Source organism: Streptomyces sp. NPDC093109, from assembly GCF_040701725.1.
GTDB lineage: Bacteria > Actinomycetota > Actinomycetes > Streptomycetales > Streptomycetaceae > Streptomyces.
Genome location: NZ_JBFBEZ010000017.1, coordinates 82,517 through 99,489, shown reverse-complemented (window position 1 = coordinate 99,489; position 16,973 = coordinate 82,517). Strand labels below are relative to the sequence as shown.

Here is a 16,973-nt window from a genome sequence, read left to right as displayed (position 1 = left end):
CCCGGGAGTACGCCCTCGTGGCCACGTTCCTCTACAAGCTCGGTCGGTTCGCCTTCCGGCGCCGCAACTATGTCGCCCTGGTGTGGGTGGCACTGCTGGCGCTCGCCGGGGTCGGCGCGGTCTCCGCGTCCACCCCCGCCGCCAGTTCCTTCTCCATACCCGGCACGGAGGCCCAGAAGGCCTTCGACCTGCTCGAACAGCGCTTCCCCGGAGCCACCGCCGACGGTGCGACCGCTCGGGTCGTCTTCAAGGCGCCGAATGGCGAGAAGATGACCGATGCCGCGCACAAGGCAGAGGTCGACAAGATCATCGGCGAGCTGAAGAGCGGCTCGGACCAGGTCGCCTCGGTGGCCGATCCGTACACCGCGAACGCCGTCTCGCAGGACGGCTCGACGGCCTACATCTCCGTCTCGTACAAGGTCGACCAGGCGACGGTGACCGACGCGAGCCGCGACGCGCTCACCGAGGCCGCCGAGGGCGCGCGCGCCGACGGGCTGACGGTCGAGATCGGCGGCACCGCCCTCCAGGCCGAGCCCGAGGCCGGCGGATCCTCCGAGGCCGTCGGGGTGGCCCTGGCCGCGGTCGTGCTCGTCATCACCTTCGGCTCGATGATCGCGGCGGGGCTGCCGCTGCTGACCGCGATCATCGGGGTCGGGATCTCCTTCGCGGGCATCACCGCGCTGGCGGGCCCCCTCGACCTGGGGACGAGCTCGGGCAGCCTCGCGACGATGATCGGACTCGCGGTCGGAATCGACTACGCCCTGTTCATCGTCTCGCGCTACCGGTCCGAACTGGCCGAGGGCCGGGAGCGGGAGGAGGCCGCGGGACGCGCCGTCGGCACCGCCGGATCCGCCGTGGTCTTCGCGGGTCTGACGGTCGTGATCGCGCTGGCCGGTCTGGTCGTCGTCGACATTCCGGTCCTCACCAAGATGGGCTTCGCCGCGGCCGGCGCGGTCGTGGTCGCCGTCCTCGTCGCGCTCACCCTCGTACCGGCGGCCCTCGGGTTCGCGGGCAAGAAGGTGTTCGGCCGTAAGGAGCGCAACGCGATGGAGGCGAAGGCCGCGGAGGCCGCCGCCGGGACGCGGCCCGAGGGCAAGCCCAACATGGGCACGCGCTGGGCGCGCTTCGTCCTGCGCCGGCCGGTCGCCGTCATGCTCACCGCGGTCGTCGGCCTCGGTGTGATCGCCATCCCCGCCACCTCGCTGGAGCTGGGGCTGCCCGACGAGGGCTCGCAGTCGACCGACACCACCCAGCGCAGGGCGTACGACCTGCTCTCCGACGGCTTCGGCCCGGGCTTCAACGGGCCGCTGATGGTCGTCGTCGACGGCAAGGCCCGCAACAACACCCAGGAGGCGGCCGACAAGGTCGTCGAATCCGTCGGCAAGCTGGACCATGTCGCCGTCGTCGCGCCGCCCACCCTGAACAAGGCGGGCGACACCGCGATCATCACCGTCATCCCCAAGGACCGGCCCTCCTCGACCTCCACCGAGGAACTGGTCCACTCCATCCGTGACACCGGCGCCACCGTCAAGTCCGACGACGGCGCGGAGGTGCTGGTCACCGGCAACACCGCGATGAACATCGACTTCGCGCAGCGGATGAACGACGCGCTGATCCCCTACCTCGGGCTCGTCGTCGGTCTCGCGTTCCTGCTGCTGATGCTGGTCTTCCGGTCGATCCTGGTCCCGCTCAAGGCGGCGCTCGGCTTCCTGCTCTCCGTCGTCGCCACGCTGGGCGCGGTCGTCGCGGTCTTCCAGTGGGGCTGGCTCGCGAGCCTCATCGGGGTCGAGCAGACCGGCCCGGTGATGGCGATGATGCCGGTCTTCCTGGTCGGTATCGTCTTCGGCCTCGCCATGGACTACGAGGTCTTCCTCGTCACCCGCATGCGGGAGGCGTTCGCCCACGGCGAGGAGCCCCGCGAGGCGATCGTCACCGGCTTCCGGCACAGCGCCCGGGTGGTCGTGGCCGCCGCGGCGATCATGATCGCGGTCTTCGCGGGCTTCATCGGTGCCGGCGAGTCGATGATCAAGATGATCGGCTTCGGACTCGCCGTCGCCGTCCTCTTCGACGCGTTCGTCGTCCGCATGACGATCGTGCCGGCCGTCCTCGCGCTGCTCGGCAAGCGGGCCTGGTGGCTGCCGCGCTGGCTCGACCGGGTGCTGCCCAACGTCGACGTCGAGGGCGAGGCGCTGAGCAAGTACGACAAGGCTCCGGCGCAGGGCTCGGACGGCGGTTCGGACGGCGGTCCCGACGCGGACCGGCAGCTGGTACGGGTCTGATCCCCGACCCCCGTCGGTGGTCCGGGCCCTGAGCCCGGACCACCCCTCTGACTCCGGGGCCGCCGCCTGAGCGGGGCGCGGCTCCGGATCGCTGCGGCACCGTGGGGACGGGAGCCGGAGCGGAACACGCGGCCCGGTCGCACACCTCGGTGGGAGGTGTGGGGCCGGGCCGCGGTACGTGCTGGGTGCGGGGGGTTGTTCGGCTTCGTTCGGCTTCGCTCAGCTTCGTTCGGCTCCGTTCAGCTTCTGTGCAGGAGGCCGCGGTCCGTGCGGTCCGCGGGCTCCTCCCGTTCTTCCCGCGCGTACGTGCTCTCCAGGAACCTGCGCAGCGGCGCCGAGTCGAACTGCACCACCGCCACCCCGTCCGGCGAGTGGAACTCCACCACCGTCTGCGCCCGGCCGCACGGCCACACCCGTACGTCGTCGCCGTCGTCCCCCGCGGGCTGCCGCAGACCGGTTTCGAGGAGCGCCCTGGCGAACGCCCAGACCACCTCGTCCCCGTCGGCGGAGACCTCGGGCGGGAACGCGATCCGTACGGTCCCCGGATCCGCGCCGTCGTGGCGGAGGGCGACGGTGACCGGTCTGGACTGGGGGGCGTCCATGGGGGCGTCCGTGATCAGACGGGCCTTGGCGGGCTGTTCGACGACGGGGGACATCGAATCGCTCCTCGGCGGAGGCGGATCGCTCGGGGGACTGCTCCGGGCACTGCTCCGGGCACTGCTCCGGGCACTGCTCCGGGCACTGCTCGGGGGTTCGATCGGGGCATCGCTCGGCGGATCGAGTGACATACTGCATTTAATAGTACAAATAACTCCGCTCGGCATGTCGCGTAGCTCACGCTCTTGCAAACCATTCGCAAGAGGCCCGATCATCGGTCCATGCATGTCCCCGACGGATTCATCAACGTGCCCGTTTCGGTCGCCACCGGCGCCGTCGCGGCGACCGCCGTCGCCGTCAGCCTCCGCGGCGCCCGCCGCGAGCTGGACGAGCGCACCGCGCCCCTGGCCGGGCTCGTCGCCGCCTTCGTCTTCGCCGTCCAGATGCTCAACTTCCCGGTCGCCGCCGGGACCAGCGGGCATCTGCTGGGCGGGGCGCTCGCGGCGATCCTCGTCGGCCCGTACACCGGCGTCCTCTGTATCTCCGTCGTCCTGCTGATGCAGGGCATCCTCTTCGCGGACGGCGGGCTCACCGCGCTCGGCGTGAACATCACCGACATGGCCGTCGTGACGACCGTCGTCGCGTACGCGCTCTTCCGCGGCCTGGTCAGGATCCTGCCGCGCACCCGCCGCTCGATCACGGCCGCGTCCTTCGTCGCCGCGCTGGTCTCCGTACCGGCCGCCGCGCTCGCCTTCACCGGGATGTACGCCCTCGGGGGGACGACGGACATCCCGATCGGCCGGGTGGCGGTCGCGATGACCGGGGTCCATGTGCTGATCGGCATCGGCGAGGCCGTGATCACGGCGCTCACCGTCGGCGCCGTCATCGCCGTACGCCCTGACCTGGTGTACGGGGCGCGGGGGCTCACCGCGCCGCTGAAGCTGCGGGTGGGCGGGGAGCTGGTGGACGCGGCGGTTCCGGCGGCGGTTCCGGGGGCTGCGCCTGTAGCGGTGCGGTCCGCGTCCGTGTCCGCGTCCACGCGTAACGTCCGGATCGCCGGGCTGGTCACCGCGCTCGTCCTCGCCGGGTTCGTCTCGTACTACGCCTCGTCGAGCCCCGACGGCCTGGAGAAGGTCGCCGCCGACCAGGGCATCGACGAGAAGACCGAGGCGCACCACACCGACGGCTCCCCGCTCGCCGGCTACGGCGTCGCGGACATCTCCGACGGCCGGCTCTCCGGCGGGCTCGCCGGGGTGATCGGGGTGGGCGCCACGGTCGCCGTCGGCAGCGGGGTCTTCTGGGCGGTACGGCGGCGGCGTACGTCCGAGGGGCAGGGGCCGGGGGCGGCCGGTGGCGATTCGGGCCGCGAGCCCTCCGTACCCGCAGGGAACGTCTGACATGGGCGCCGGGCACGCCCACAGGCTCTACCGGCACGGCCACTCGCCCGTCCACGCGCTGCCGCCGCACTGCAAGCTCGCCGCCGTCTTCGGCTTCGTCCTGGTCGTGGTCTCCACCCCGCGCACGGCGGTCTGGGCGTTCGCGCTCTACGCGCTGCTGCTCGCGGCGGTCGCCGCCGTCGCCCGGATCCCCGCCGGGTTTCTGCTGCGGCGGCTGCTGATCGAGGTCCCGTTCGTCGCGTTCGCCGTGCTCATGCCCTTCGTGGTCCCGGGCGAGCAGGTCACCTTCGCCGGTCTGTCGCTCAGCGTCCCCGGCCTGTGGGGCGCCTGGAACGTGCTGGCCAAGGGCACACTGGGCGTCGCCGCCTCCGTACTCCTCGCCTCCACCACCGAACTGCGCGCCCTGCTGCTCGGCCTCCAGCGGCTGCGGCTGCCGCCCCTGCTCGTCCAGATCGCGTCGTTCATGATCCGCTACGGCGATGTGATCACCGACGAGATGCGCCGGATGTCGATCGCCCGGCGCTCGCGCGGCTTCGAGGCCAGGGGCATACGGCACTGGGGCGTGCTCGCCAAGTCGGCGGGCGCGCTCTTCATCCGCTCGTACGAACGCGGGGAGCGGGTGCATCTGGCGATGGTCAGCCGGGGGTACGCCGGGACCATGCCGGTGATCGACGAGGTGCGCGCGGACCGGACGCAGTGGACGTACGCGGCGGCCCTCCCGGTGTCGGCGCTCGCGGTGTGTCTGCTTGGCTGGGCGCTATGACCGACCCCGACTCCGTACCGCTTCCGCCGTCCCTCGATGTGCGCGGCCTCGCGTACGCCTATCCGGACGGCCACCAGGCCCTGTTCGGCGTCGATCTGACCGTCGCGCGCGGCGAGCGCGTGGCGCTGCTCGGCCCCAACGGCGCCGGCAAGACCACGCTCGTCCTGCACCTCAACGGCATTCTCACGGCGGGCGCCGGTACGGTCGCGGTCGCCGGGCTGCCGGTCGAGCGGCGGAACCTGGCCGAGATCCGACGCCGGGTCGGCATCGTCTTCCAGGACCCGGACGACCAGCTCTTCATGCCGACCGTACGGGAGGACGTGGCCTTCGGCCCCGCCGCCGCCGGACTGCGCGGCGCCGAGCTGGAGGCGCGGGTCGTGGCGGCGCTGCGGCAGGTCGGGATGGCGGAGTACGCGGACCGGCCGCCGCACCATCTGTCCTTCGGCCAGCGCCGCCGGGTCGCGGTGGCGACCGTACTCGCCATGGAGCCCGAGATCCTGGTCCTGGACGAGCCGTCGTCCAACCTCGACCCGGCGTCCCGCCGCGAACTCGCCGACATCCTGCGGTCGTTGGACATCACGGTGCTGATGGTCACGCACGACCTGCCGTACGCGCTCGAACTCTGCCCGCGCGCCGTCGTCCTGAGCGAGGGCGTCATCGCGGCGGACGGCCCGACGGGGGCGCTGCTCGCCGACGACCAACTGATGCGCGCGCACAGGCTGGAGCTGCCGTTCGGCTTCGACCCGGGGGCGGTACGGGCCCCTTCCGGAACCGCGTAGCCGTCATCCCGTGTGGGTGGCGAGGATCTCGTACATCTCGGCGGGCCGCAGGGCGGGGTTGGCGGCGGCGGCGTCGGCCACCTCGGGGTCCGGGTCCGAGAGCAGCCGCGTCAGCAGTTCACTCGTGATGTTGGGGTGACCGGCGACGCCTCGGCGCACGAAGGGCTCGGCGTCGGCGGCGAGTTGTTCCAGGGCGGGTACGGGCAGTTCCGGGTCCTGGAGGGCTACGTAGCGGACGTTCGCGCTCGGTTCGTCGACGAGCGTGCGCAGTGTGTGCCGGGGGAAGCGGGGGTGGTCGACCAGCAGCGGCCGGATGTGGAACGTTTCGCCGTGGGCGCGGACCAGCCGTTCCAGGACCTCCGGGGGAGCGGTTGGGCGGCGGGCGGCGGTGCGCCGGACCGTGAGTTCCGGGTCGTTGTCGAGCTGACGCCATGCCTCGTCGGGCAGGTCGTGGCAGGAGGCCAGTACGTTCCGGAATGCGGTGTGCGGGCAGTCCAGGTAGGTCAGCCGCTCTTCGAGGGGCGCCTCGCGCAGCCAGTCCGGCTCGATGCCGTACCAGCTCAGAGCCACGTCGGCCCTGGTGCTTCCGCTCGCGCGGTCGGCTTCCACGTGTGCGTACAGCCGGTCCCGCGTCGCGGGGTCCGTATGGCGGCTCTGGGCCACGGCGACGCGCACGATGGGATCGTCGATCTCCCCGGCCGCGTCCATCTCCAGGATGCGGGCCACCATCGCGGACGACAGACACGGGTTCTCCGCGACAGCCTGATGGACCTCCTCGTCCTCACTCCGCATGAGCTGTACGAACTGGTCCCAGGTGAGCGGGGTGTGGCGCGCCACGTTCGCCCGCGTGGCCGGGTCGGCGAGGCAGCGGTCCCGCCACTCGGGCGGCACGGCAGGCTGCCCGTGCCCGGTCGCCGTCGCGCGGACCATGGGATCAGGGTCGGCGAGCAGCTCCACGTGTACGGCGAGGGGCCGGTCGCGCCAGGCCCGCGCGACCGCCGCGCGCAGCAACGGACTTGGCGCGCCGACGAGCGCCGTACGGGGCCGGCCGTACGCCTCCTCCAGGTCGTCGATGCCGATCGGCACCTCGACGTCCACCATGGAGCGGACGAAGTCCGCGTGCGCGTCGCGGATCGCCGGATCGGGATGCCCGGCGATCCGGCGGCGCATCGCCGGGGAGAGCCGGTCCCTGCGCCGGCCCACCGAGACGCCACCGTCGCCGTACGCCAGCAGAGCCTCGACGACGGCATCCGGCAGCGGGCCGGGATGCCCCGCTATTCCGTGCCGGCCGGCCGGGTGCGCGGCGAGGCGTACCAGGACGTCCTCGGGGGCCGCCGGATTCCGCCCCAGCCCGGACAGCAGTGGGTGGTGGAGGTGAGTCATCGGGCCAACCTAGTGCCCCTCCCGGGGCTTGGTGCGGGGGGAGCCGCCTTGGCTGCCGGCCTCGCTCCGTCAGTCCATTCCGCGCTTTCCGGGTGTCCAGAAGGGCTTGGTGACGATGTCGCGGCGGTTCCAGCCGCGGTCGTTGACGAGGTGACCGCGGATCATCTGGATGGTGCGGGCCTCGCCGGCCAGGTAGGCGGCGCCCGGAGTGTCGGGCAGGTCGAGGGCGGCGACGGCGGCGACGAGCTGCTCGGAGGAGGCCGCGGGGGCTCCGTGGCGTGCGATCCGGGTCAGGGGCCGGGGCAGGTCGATGTGGTCGGCCTCGGTGGCGGCCTGGTGGACGCCGAAGACGGGAACGTCGACGGGCAGGGCGCGCAGCAGTGAGCCGAAGCCGGCCGCGGCGGTCTCTTCGCCGGCGAAGAGGTGCCAGCGGGCGTCGGGCTTGAGGCGGATCGCCCGGGCGTCGCGCATGAACACCACGTACTGCCGGGGGCGGGCGGCTTCGGCCCACTGGAGGCCGATGCTGTCGGGGGTGCCGTGGTCGAACAGGACGAGGTCGATCCACCCCCGGTCGGGGTCGGCGTCCCAGACGCTGTAGGTGCGCAGCGTGAGCAGGCTTCCGATCCGCACCCGGATGTGGTCGCCGGGCTGCCAGTTCAGACCGGTCAGCTTGGGTCCGGCCAGCCGCATCCGCTTGGAGGTGGGTGTGAGGTCCTCGATTTCCTCGATGTAACCGCCGCGCAGCAGCCGCCGGCTCAGGTCGAACCGACCGCTGCCGGACGATGGGTCGTTGATGTCGTTCATCGTGTGCCTGCCTTGGTCAGTTGCTGGTCATCGGTGCCGGTGACGGAGCTTGCGAGGCGTGGGCGGTGCAGGGTCTCTCCCTCGATATCGACGTTGGGCAGGATGCGGTCGAGCCACCTCGGCAGCCACCACGCCTTGTCGCCCATGAGATACAGGAGTGCGGGGATGAGGCACATCCGTACGACGAAGGCATCGAAGACGACCGCCACCGCCAGGCCGAAGCCCATCGACTTGATCATTGTGTCCTCCATGAAGATGAAGCCGGAGAACACCGCCGTCATGATCAGCGCAGCGGCGGTCACCACGCGCGCCGAGTTACGGAACCCGTCCCTCACCGCCTCGTGCGGGGAGGCACCGCGGACATGGGCCTCGCGGATACGGGTCACCAGGAAGACCTGGTAGTCCATCGCCAGACCGAACACCACGCCGATGAGGAAGATCGGCAGAAAACTGACGATCGGCTGGCCCGGGAACCACCCGAAGGCGCTCTTCTGGAACACGGCGACCATGGCGCCGAGCGTGGCCAGGATGGAGAGCAGGAACCCGAAGGTGGCGGTCAACGGCACCAGGATCGAGCGGAACACCAGGACCAGCAAGAGAAACGCGAGCCCGATGACGATGCCGAGGTAGGGCACGAGCGCATCGCTGAGCTTGGCCGAGATGTCGGACTGCACGGCCGAGGTTCCGGTGACGCCGATGGTGACCCCGGTCCGCTTCTCGATGGCCGCGGTGTCGCGCAGATCGCGCAGCAGGTTCTCGGCCGCGACCGACTCCGGGCCGGCGGTCGACTGCACCAGCACCATCGCGCCGTTCTCGCCTGTGCCGACCAGGGCCGCGTGGGCGACGTTGTCCTGTCCGGCAGCCCATGCGGTGACCTGGTCGTATGCGTGCTGCCGTTGCTGCTGTCGCTGCTGCTGCTGCGCGGGCGTGATGGCCCGGCCATCGACGACGACCAGCAGGGGAGAGAGCTTGCCGGGACCGAACGACTCGGTGATCAGGTCGGACGCCTTGCGGGCGGTGGTGTCCGTTGGAGCGGTGGAGTCGCCCGGCAGCCCCATATGGAGGTCCTTGAAGGGCAGCGCCAGCGCCCCGAGGCCGATCACCACGATCAGAATCCATGCGAAGGGAGCCCTGGCTACGGTGCGAGCCCAGCGCACACCGTGGTTGAGGACTCTGCCGGACCGGTCACGGGCCGGGACGTAGCGGCGGAACTGTCCGCCAAAGATCTTCGACTTCAGCATGCCGCCGACGGCCGGTATCAGGGTCAGGGCGACCAGGATCGAGACGGCGACGGTCGCGGCGGCGCCCAGGCCCATGGCGGTGAGAAACCCGATGCCCACGACGCCGAGCGCCACCAGGGCGATGATGACGGTCAGGCCGGCGAACACGACCGCCGAGCCCGCGGTGCCCACCGCGATGCCCATGGCTTCCTCGCGGTCCTGAGTGTGCTGGAGTTCACCGCGGTAGCGGGCAAGGATGAACAACGCGTAGTCGATGCCCACGGCAAGGCCGAGCATCGTAGCCAGAATCGTGGTCGTGTCCGGTACGTCGACGAACGCGGTCAGCGCGGTGATGCCCAGGACGCCAAGACCGACGCCGACACCTGCCGAGACGACCGGCATACCGGCCGAGACCAGCGAACCGAAGGTCAGCGCGAGGATGACCAGCGCGACACCGATGCCGATGATCTCGGCGGTGCTGTCCGGGGCGGCCATGGTCTCCATCCCGGGTCCCGAGACCTCAGCTCGCAGACCCGTGCCGCGTGCGTTGCTCAGGATGTCCATGACCTCGGCCTTCATGGCCGGTGTCACGTTCGCCACCTCGGGGACGTCGAAGGCGAAGTCGATCGTGCCCACCCGGCCGTCGGCCGAGATCGGCAGGGTCGCGGCGAGCTGCTCCGGCGAGTCCCCCGCCGCCCGACGGAGGGCGGCAGCGGCCTCGACCGGACCGGCGACCGGGCCCGGGACGTGGTCCAGGGCGGCAACACCGCTCACCAGACGGGCGACGGCGCTCGCGTACGGCTCCTCGGCCAACTTCGCGCCCTTCGGTGCGGCGACGACGATCGTCACCGTCGGTGCCTCGACATCCTGCGCGCCGGGGAAGAGTTCCTGCTGGAGTTCGGCGGCCCGCATGGAAGGGATGCCCGGAATAGCGAAACTGCTCGTCATCGGCTTGGAGAACGCGCCGGCGACGGCACCGGCACCCACCAGGGCGATCAGCCACCCGGCCAGGAAGACCGGCCAGCGGCGGTATGCGGTTCTGCCGAGACGGTAGAGAAGAGTTGCCATGTCCTCGACCGTAGGATGGCGTTCATGCGCATGGCGGTCAACCAATACCCCACAGCGGCCAGTTCAGCGGATGCGGACGCCTCTGTGTCGCCGATCCTGCGCATCGACCGCGGCAACTCGGATCAGTTCGACCAAATCGTCGAGACGCACGCCCATCCCGAACCCAAGCTGCTCTGGTCCGTGAGCGCGACGGGCACGGTCACCGCCGCGGCGCGCGCCTGGCTCATCCCGCCCGGCTACGGACTGTGGATCCCCGGTGGGGTCGAACACGGCGGAGCGGTGTTGCGCGGCGGCGAGGGGTCGGCCGTCGCCTTCTCCCCGGACCGCTGCCCGATCACCTGGACCCAGCCGACGGGCGTCGCGGTCGGGCCGCTGCTGCGCGAGCTCATCGCGCACCTTCACCTGGCAAGCCGCCATGACCCGAGCCGACCGCACGCCGAAGTTCTCATGTTCGCTCTGCTCGTCGCGCTGCCCACCCATGACATCAACGTGACCATGCCAACAGACCCACGCGTACGGGCCATCACGGAACGGCTCATCGCGGACCCGTCGGATCAGCGCGAACTCGGCGCCTGGGCCGATCACGTCCACGCCGGCGTCAGAACCCTGTCGCGGCTCTTTCTCAGTGAGACCGGGCTCAGCTTCGCCCGCTGGCGCACTCAGGTCCGCATCCGGGCGGCGATCCAACTGCTCGCCGACGGGGCCTCGGTCAACACCACGGCCCGAGCCGTCGGCTACCGCAAACCCAGCGCCTTCATCAACGCCTTCCGCCGCGTCACCGGCCACACGCCCGGCACCTACATCCACACGGACTGACCCCGGCGGTCAGGTGCGGCGTGGAACGCGACGGCCGCCTTCGCGTCCCGGAGTGTGTCTTGGACCGGTCGGTCTTACGCACCTCAGGACACAAGTGGCCCCCGGGGAGGTCCCGGCCGGGCGGCAACCCCCCCCCCACCGCTGTGGGGATATTGGGTGCGGGTCAGCGCCAAGACGTAGACAGGGGTGTACGGGGGCGGAGGTTGTGGGCGTGGGGCCGCCCCCTTCTGCTCTGAGTGTCGCGCCTCCGGGTCAGGTGTAAAGGGCGCTCCTGCGTCGCGTCGGCTGCGCCGATTTCGCTTCGCTGCACCCTTGACACCTGCCCCGGAGGCGCAAGTGCGGGAGTGGAGGGGGCGGCCGGGGGGTGGGGGTTGCCCGGGGGGTCTGCTGTTCTGCCACTCGGCTCAGGGGCTGGCGGCCCGGTGGGCCCTGCGGGGCTGCGCGGCAGTGGAGTGGGGCAGCGGGGCTCGTCTCGGCGGCTGGCGGCCGTCCGTTTGCTGAGACACGTGCCCCACTGGTCACCGCCGGTGGGGGTGGTGGGGTGGGTGGGGTTTGTGTGGCGACGAGTGGGCTCCCGGAGGGAGTTCTTGTGTCCTGGAGTGCGTAACCCGCACCTGAGAGGGCTGGGGGACGCTTCAACGCTGTTGCTTTCAGGCGTTGTTGACTGGGGGCCTGCGACGTATGACGACCACGGGGCCCGCGGTGTGTGCGCCGGCTGGAGCGGGATGGGAGGGGGGCGTGTGATGCTGGCGCAATGAATGATCAACGCGAGCCTGTCGTCGTTCGCTGGCCAGGTCAGGGCACCTCCGAGGATCGCGTGGCCGAGTTGTTGGCGGCCTACCATCTGCGGACGGAGGCCGAGAAGGGCGAGGCCGTTGCCGATGTGGAGGGGCTGCCGGACCGCTACCGGGCGGAAATCCTGAACCCCCGGGCCGCGTTCGCCGACGACGCCGTGCTGATCGCTCTGAGCGGCGACACCGCCGTGGGCTGTCTGGTGGTGACCGCGCCCGTGCACGGCCGGTCAGAGATCAAGAGGCTCTGGACGGATCCCGCCTTCCGAGGCCGGGGCATCGCGTCCGGCCTGGTCGGGGCCGCGCTTGAGCATTCTGCGGAAAGCGGCGTCAGCACGGTACGGCTGTCGGTGTGGAAGTGGCGGACCGACGCCATCGCCCTGTACGAACGTCTCGGCTTCACCGTCGCCGATTCTTGGGAGGGCCGGGACCAACTGCTGTGCATGGAGCGCGCCGTGTGAGTAACCACAGCCACAAGACCAGCGCTGCGACCGGCAGAGTTGCCTAGGCCCCGACGGCCCGCACCTGCCGGCCGTTGGGACGACCCCCGGGGCTGCGGATGTGTCCTGGAGCGCGGCTTGTGCACTCCAGGACACATGACCCCGGCGGGTGAGCCCCAATACCCCGTCATAGTGGGGCATATGGGGCGTACTGGTGGGGGTGGGGGTGCTTGATCCCGAGGACGGTGTCGCTGTGGCCGTCTGACGTGCCGATAGTGGCTCTAACGTCGCACCCCCTGCCCCCGAGCACCGCCCGGAGACCCCGGACCGGCCCGAGGACCCCGTCCGGCCCGAGGGCCCGGCCGGACAGCAACTCCCGCCCGGCTGCCGGGTACCACAGTGCAACGGTGACCAGCGGGGCATGAGTGCCGACCAACGGGCGGCCGTCAGCCGCCGAGACGAGCCCGGCAGCCCCATGCCACTGCTGCGCAGCCCCGCAGGGCCCACTTGCCCAGGGCCTGTCTCCTTGGGGTTTTCCCACGTTCGGGTGGTTTGCTGTCTTGTGGCGCCTGTTCAGGGCTTCTGTGGCGTTGCCTGGTGGTCCGGCCGATCCGCGGGCCGGTCCACTTGTCGCCGCAGGAGGCTGTCGGCCGTAGTCGGTCGCGGTCGTGGCGATCACTAGGCGAAGGAGTCACCCATGAGCAGCAGCCTGGCCAACCTACGCAACGGCACATACCGCATCTTCGCGCTCGGCGAAGGCATCGCCCCTGAGGCGGCGATCCTCACGGCGACCGAGCAGGGTGTGACCCTTGCGGGTAAGGGGGCTGTGCCGGAACGAGAGCAAGAGTGGCGCGTAGAGCGCGCCGAGGGCGGCACTGCCATCCAGTTCCCCGCCCAGATCATCCCCAGTGCTTCCCTGAGTTACAAGGAGCCTCAGTCCGGTGAGAGGCTGATCCTGGGGCCGCTGAGTGATTTCCCCACGCGTATTTGGAACGTCGAGCCACTGCCGATCGGGATCATTCCGGAACCTTTCGTCATCCGTGTTCCCGATAGCGACCTGGCAGCGATCATTTTGCCGATCAAGATCTTCCCGCCTCAGCTCGGGCTGGGGATGACGGGCATCGGCAAGCCCCAGGCCTGGGCGTTCGAGTTCCTCCGGGAGTGATATCCGCGTGACGCCCGGGTGAGGACACCGTGCCTATCCGCATGGCGTTCAGCGTCGTGGAGCACGTCGGTACTGGTCTCTTCGCCTGCGGACGCGCGTTGCTTCCGACTGCTGACGACCCTTATCGCCGGGCCCGGATGAGGATCGCGGCGAGGTGGAGTGCGGCCTGATAGGCGATGGCGAGCTTGTCCGTTCGCATGGCCAGGCCGCGCCACTGCTTGAGCCGGGCGATGCGTCGCTCGACCGCGTTGCGCTACTTGTACTCCTCCGCGTCGAAGGGCGGCGGTAGGCCGCCGGCACTGCCTCGCCGCAGGCGGTGGCCGGTCTGGTCGGACGGCTGGGGGATGACAGCGTGGATACCGCGTCGGCCCCCGAGGCTGCGGATGTGTCCTGGAGCGCGGCTTGTGCACTCCAGGACACATGACTCCTGGCGGGTGAGCCCCAACGCCCCGCCATAGTGGGGCATATGGGGCGTACCGGTGGGGGTGGGGGTGCTTGATCCCGAGGACGGTGTCGCTGTGGCCGTCTGACGTGCCGATAGTGGCTCTACCGTCGCACTCCCTGCTCCGGGCGCCGCCCGGAGATCCCCGGTCCGGCCCGAGGGCCCCGGTCGGACAGCAACTCCCGCCCGGCTGCCGGGTACCACGACGCAACGGTGACCAGCGGGGCATGAGTGCCGGCCAACGGGCGGCCGTCAGCCGCCGAGACAAGCCCGGCAGCCCCATGCCACTGCTGCGCAGCCCCGCAGGGCCTACCGGCCCGTCAGGCCCTGAGCCGAGTGGTAGGGCAGCGGACCTCTTGGGCCCCCCTTCCCCCCCGGCCGCCCCTCCCGCACCTGCACTTGCGCCGGAAGGGCAGGTGTCAAGGGTGTAGCGAAGCGTAATCGGCGCAGCCGACGCGACGCAGGAGCGCCCTTTACACCTGTCCTGGAGGCGCGAAACTCACAGCTGGAGGGGCGGCCCCACGCCCAACAACCTCCGCCACCGACCCACCCCACTCAGCGTTGCACTGAGCCGAGCCCGACAACTCCACGGTGACCAGCGGGGCATGAGTCTCAGCGAGCGGCGGACCGTTGGCCGCCGAACCGGTGCCGAGTCACCCCATGCCACTGCCGCGCAGCCCCGCAGGGCCCACTTGCCTAGAGGTTGGTGGTGAAGGTCAGCCAGGTGGCGGGGGTGACGTGCAGGGCCGGACCGGTGGGGTGCTTGGAGTCGCGTATGGCGACGATGGTGGGTACGTTGCGAGCGACTTCCACGCACTCCTGGGTCTGTTCTGCGCCGCTGTAGCTGGACTTGATGAAATCGAAGGTGGGAATGGCGTCTACCCCTGTTCGATGTGGGTGGTGAAGGTCTGCCAGGTCGTAGGGGTGACTCGCAGGACTGGGCCGGTGGGGTGTTTGGAGTCGCGTATGGCGACGGTGGTGGCTATGTTCCTGGCGACTTCCACACACGCGTTCTCGGGGTTGCCCCCGCTATAACTGGACTTGACGAACTCGTAGTTCGGCACGCGGCTACAACTCCTTGATGATTGCGCTGATCAGTGCGAGGGAGTCGCGCTGTACGAGAGCCATTTGTGCGAGTCGTTCGAAGAACTGACCGTGTCGCTTGGCATCGGCCTCTCCCTCCAGCCAGACGGCTGACGACGCGGTGTCCATGTGTACGACATCGAGTGCGTCCGCTTCAGCAAACGAAACGATATTGAAGGCAATGCCCATGGCCGGATGGGCACCCGCGCTGTACGGCACCACCTGCAACTTCACGTTGGGGTGCTTGGCCATGTCCAGCAGGTGTGAAAGCTGGTCCTTCATCACGGCCTGGCCGCCGACGTGTTGACGCAGTACTCCTTCATGAAGGAGTACCCACAGTTCGAACGGTTGCTCCCCCAGTAGGCGTCCCTTTCGGGCCATCCTGGCCTCGACGAACGGCTCGATCTTGGCCGGGTCAGGCCATGCGCCACTTCCCGCGGCCAAGGCTCGCGCGTAGTCCGGTGTCTGGAGCACACCTGGTAGAACCGCGATTTCCCACGCTCGAATGCGGGTGGCGATGTCCTCCAGTGCCACGTATTCGACCAGAGACTGAAGATCCGCGTAGTGGTCCCACCAGCCCTTCGCCTTTCGGCGATCGCGGTCTACGGCCGCCAGTTCCAGCAAGCGCGCTATGGACGCCTCGTCCCGTTCCCCGTACAGGTGACACAACGCTCGGATGTCCGGGTCCCGCATGGGGACCAAGCCGCGCTCCATCTTCGCGACCTTGGTCGCGGATGCCGTCAGGGCCCTTGCCGCAGCCGCCTGCCCCTGCTTTCGCTGCAATCGCATGCGCAGCAACTCGCCGCCGAGTCTGCGTCCGAGGACGGTTGAGACCGTCTTCCCGCGATCCGGGTTGGTACCGCCCACGCTGACCCTTCCTCTCGTTGGTGACGCCCCATTTTGGGGTCTCGGCGCCGGTGAACTCAACTTGGGCAGCAAACTGGCTGTCCGCCATCTTGCGGGACAGCCAATCACCCCAATACGGTGTGTACGCAACCGCTCGCACAGCGGAACCGCCCAGCGGAAGTGCACCGCCCCGCCCTGCCCAACGGCCGACGCGGGCTCCGGTATCGCCACCGCCGCGTATCCGCCCCGTACGGGCAACGCCCCCGACCGCACTTGGAGGTGCGCGTCCATGGCCTCAGGACCCCAAACCCCTTGCCCCGAGCCCCCCTTCGGGCCCGTGCTGCACGAGGACCGGCTGAGCTACACCCCGGCCGCCAGCAGTGTCACCCTCGCCAGACACCGTGCCGTGCAACTGGTGACCGAGTGGGGGTATCCCGAACTCGCCTGGTCCGTCGGGCTGGTGGTCTCCGAGCTGGGAACCAACTCCCTGATGCACGGCTGCATTCGCGGCCGGCTGTTTCAGGTGCGGAACGTCCTCCGCGTCGGCACCCTGCGCGTCGAGGTCAGTGACCCGCGTGGGGAGCGGCTGCCGCATGCCCGAGTCGCGGCGGACGACGAGTGTTTCGGGCGGGGGCTCCGGATCGTCGCGGAGGTCGCGGACCGGTGGGGGACGGAGCCCCGGACCGTGGGGAAGACGGTGTTCGCCGAGTTTGACGTTCGCGACGGCGGTGGCCGGGCCAAGTCGGTCGGACGGCAACATGGTTGAGCCCGTCAGCGACGCGCGGCTCTGGGGCGTCGTCGCGCTCGGCCTGAGCTTTCTCGTGCTCGTCGTGACCGTCCTGTGGGCGGCCTCGTCGTCCTCCGTCGAGCCGGGCGACGACGCGCGGGCGTTGCTCATCGCCGCCGAGACAGGCGTGACGGGCGCGCCCGGCCCCGTCTACGCGTACACCTGCCACTGCCACCGCGCGCCGGTCCTCGTGACCGTACCGGCCGGTGAGCTGCCCCGGCCGCGTGGGTGGGCGCGGGTGTGACGCGGTCCGGGTGCGTGGCCTTGTCCGTACCCCCGGCCCCGGCGGCGTACGCCGGGGCCGGGGGCAGGG

The 16,973-nt window shown here is 70.4% G+C and carries 16 protein-coding genes and 1 pseudogene; 9 read left to right on the top strand and 8 right to left on the bottom strand.

The genetic code is table 11. The annotated features are described in order from the left end of the window. The first annotated feature begins 17 nt into the window (after positions 1-17). Positions 18-2,279, top strand: coding sequence for an MMPL family transporter (locus AB0389_RS18450; protein WP_366396461.1), 2,262 nt, complete (start codon positions 18-20; stop codon positions 2,277-2,279). Positions 2,280-2,518: 239 nt separating this feature from the next. On the opposite strand, the gene AB0389_RS18445 is transcribed toward AB0389_RS18450, so the two are convergent. Then, positions 2,519-2,935, bottom strand: a complete 417-nt coding sequence (locus AB0389_RS18445) for an SsgA family sporulation/cell division regulator (RefSeq protein ID WP_366396460.1) — start codon at positions 2,933-2,935, stop codon at positions 2,519-2,521. Positions 2,936-3,157: 222 nt separating this feature from the next. On the opposite strand from AB0389_RS18445, the gene AB0389_RS18440 reads away from it, so the two are divergent. From AB0389_RS18440 to AB0389_RS18430, 3 genes are read left to right on the top strand one after another with little or no spacing between them, the layout of a single operon-like run. Further along, positions 3,158-4,273 carry an energy-coupling factor ABC transporter permease gene (locus tag AB0389_RS18440; protein WP_366396459.1) on the top strand — a complete coding sequence of 372 codons (1,116 nt, stop codon included), beginning with the start codon at positions 3,158-3,160 and terminating at the stop codon, positions 4,271-4,273. A 1-nt stretch (position 4,274) separates the two neighbouring features. Beyond that, entirely contained in the window at positions 4,275-5,036 is a 762-nt protein-coding gene (gene cbiQ / locus AB0389_RS18435) for a cobalt ECF transporter T component CbiQ (protein ID WP_366396458.1), read from the top strand. Next, on the top strand, positions 5,033-5,815 hold the full coding sequence (locus AB0389_RS18430) for an ABC transporter ATP-binding protein (protein ID WP_366396457.1): 783 nt from the start codon (positions 5,033-5,035) through the stop codon (positions 5,813-5,815). Before cbiQ ends, AB0389_RS18430 begins: the two co-directional genes overlap by 4 nt. A gap of 3 nt (positions 5,816-5,818) precedes the next feature. Here AB0389_RS18430 and AB0389_RS18425 read toward each other — a convergent pair whose 3' ends face one another. The 3 genes from AB0389_RS18425 to AB0389_RS18415 form a co-directional block, all read right to left on the bottom strand. Then, positions 5,819-7,198 carry a hypothetical protein gene (locus AB0389_RS18425; RefSeq protein WP_366396456.1) on the bottom strand — a complete coding sequence of 460 codons (1,380 nt, stop codon included), beginning with the start codon at positions 7,196-7,198 and terminating at the stop codon, positions 5,819-5,821. Between the two features lie 69 nt (positions 7,199-7,267). Beyond that, positions 7,268-8,002 (bottom strand): siderophore-interacting protein, encoded by a 735-nt coding sequence (locus AB0389_RS18420; protein ID WP_366396455.1) that lies wholly within the window; start codon positions 8,000-8,002, stop codon positions 7,268-7,270. Further along, the gene (locus AB0389_RS18415; RefSeq protein ID WP_366396454.1) at positions 7,999-10,290 is read right to left on the bottom strand and encodes an MMPL family transporter; all 2,292 of its coding nucleotides are present in this window, start codon (positions 10,288-10,290) and stop codon (positions 7,999-8,001) included. Before AB0389_RS18415 ends, AB0389_RS18420 begins: the two co-directional genes overlap by 4 nt. Before the next feature lie 24 nt (positions 10,291-10,314). Between AB0389_RS18415 and AB0389_RS18410 the strand changes: the two genes are divergently transcribed. The 3 genes from AB0389_RS18410 to AB0389_RS18400 all read left to right on the top strand — a co-directional run bounded on the left by AB0389_RS18410 (position 10,315) and on the right by AB0389_RS18400 (position 13,502). Next, on the top strand, positions 10,315-11,106 hold the full coding sequence (locus AB0389_RS18410; protein ID WP_366396453.1) for an AraC family transcriptional regulator: 792 nt from the start codon (positions 10,315-10,317) through the stop codon (positions 11,104-11,106). Between the two features lie 754 nt (positions 11,107-11,860). After that, entirely contained in the window at positions 11,861-12,358 is a 498-nt protein-coding gene (locus tag AB0389_RS18405; RefSeq protein WP_366396452.1) for a GNAT family N-acetyltransferase, read from the top strand. Positions 12,359-13,034: 676 nt separating this feature from the next. After that, positions 13,035-13,502 carry a hypothetical protein gene (locus AB0389_RS18400; RefSeq protein ID WP_366396451.1) on the top strand — a complete coding sequence of 156 codons (468 nt, stop codon included), beginning with the start codon at positions 13,035-13,037 and terminating at the stop codon, positions 13,500-13,502. Between the two features lie 121 nt (positions 13,503-13,623). On the opposite strand, the pseudogene AB0389_RS18395 reads toward AB0389_RS18400, so the two are convergent. From AB0389_RS18395 to AB0389_RS18380, 4 genes and pseudogenes are all read right to left on the bottom strand, one after another. Next, positions 13,624-13,869 (bottom strand): annotated as a pseudogene (locus AB0389_RS18395) (transposase); the annotation flags it as partial. A 771-nt stretch (positions 13,870-14,640) separates the two neighbouring features. Then, positions 14,641-14,817, bottom strand: a complete 177-nt coding sequence (locus tag AB0389_RS18390; protein ID WP_366396517.1) for a DUF397 domain-containing protein — start codon at positions 14,815-14,817, stop codon at positions 14,641-14,643. Between the two features lie 5 nt (positions 14,818-14,822). After that, positions 14,823-15,008: a DUF397 domain-containing protein gene (locus tag AB0389_RS18385; RefSeq protein WP_366396450.1), complete on the bottom strand. Its 186-nt coding sequence runs from the start codon at positions 15,006-15,008 to the stop codon at positions 14,823-14,825. Between the two features lie 4 nt (positions 15,009-15,012). Next, the gene (locus tag AB0389_RS18380) at positions 15,013-15,894 is read right to left on the bottom strand and encodes a DUF5753 domain-containing protein (protein WP_366396449.1); all 882 of its coding nucleotides are present in this window, start codon (positions 15,892-15,894) and stop codon (positions 15,013-15,015) included. A 316-nt stretch (positions 15,895-16,210) separates the two neighbouring features. Between AB0389_RS18380 and AB0389_RS18375 the strand changes: the two genes are divergently transcribed. Then, positions 16,211-16,639 (top strand): ATP-binding protein, encoded by a 429-nt coding sequence (locus tag AB0389_RS18375; RefSeq protein ID WP_366396448.1) that lies wholly within the window; start codon positions 16,211-16,213, stop codon positions 16,637-16,639. Beyond that, on the top strand, positions 16,632-16,904 hold the full coding sequence (locus AB0389_RS18370) for a hypothetical protein (RefSeq protein WP_366396447.1): 273 nt from the start codon (positions 16,632-16,634) through the stop codon (positions 16,902-16,904). Before AB0389_RS18375 ends, AB0389_RS18370 begins: the two co-directional genes overlap by 8 nt. Positions 16,905-16,973: the final 69 nt, after the last annotated feature.

Bases quoted from the DNA above. Each gene is read 5' to 3' on its own strand.
- AB0389_RS18445 (WP_366396460.1), bottom strand. From the start codon at position 2,935: ATGTCCCCCGTCGTCGAACAGCCCGCCAAGGCCCGTCTGATCACGGAC.
- AB0389_RS18440 (WP_366396459.1), top strand. From the start codon at position 3,158: ATGCATGTCCCCGACGGATTCATCAACGTGCCCGTTTCGGTCGCCACC.
- cbiQ (WP_366396458.1), top strand. From the start codon at position 4,275: ATGGGCGCCGGGCACGCCCACAGGCTCTACCGGCACGGCCACTCGCCC.
- AB0389_RS18430 (WP_366396457.1), top strand. From the start codon at position 5,033: ATGACCGACCCCGACTCCGTACCGCTTCCGCCGTCCCTCGATGTGCGC.
- AB0389_RS18425 (WP_366396456.1), bottom strand. From the start codon at position 7,198: ATGACTCACCTCCACCACCCACTGCTGTCCGGGCTGGGGCGGAATCCG.
- AB0389_RS18420 (WP_366396455.1), bottom strand. From the start codon at position 8,002: ATGAACGACATCAACGACCCATCGTCCGGCAGCGGTCGGTTCGACCTG.
- AB0389_RS18415 (WP_366396454.1), bottom strand. From the start codon at position 10,290: ATGGCAACTCTTCTCTACCGTCTCGGCAGAACCGCATACCGCCGCTGG.
- AB0389_RS18410 (WP_366396453.1), top strand. From the start codon at position 10,315: ATGCGCATGGCGGTCAACCAATACCCCACAGCGGCCAGTTCAGCGGAT.
- AB0389_RS18405 (WP_366396452.1), top strand. From the start codon at position 11,861: ATGAATGATCAACGCGAGCCTGTCGTCGTTCGCTGGCCAGGTCAGGGC.
- AB0389_RS18400 (WP_366396451.1), top strand. From the start codon at position 13,035: ATGAGCAGCAGCCTGGCCAACCTACGCAACGGCACATACCGCATCTTC.
- AB0389_RS18370 (WP_366396447.1), top strand. From the start codon at position 16,632: ATGGTTGAGCCCGTCAGCGACGCGCGGCTCTGGGGCGTCGTCGCGCTC.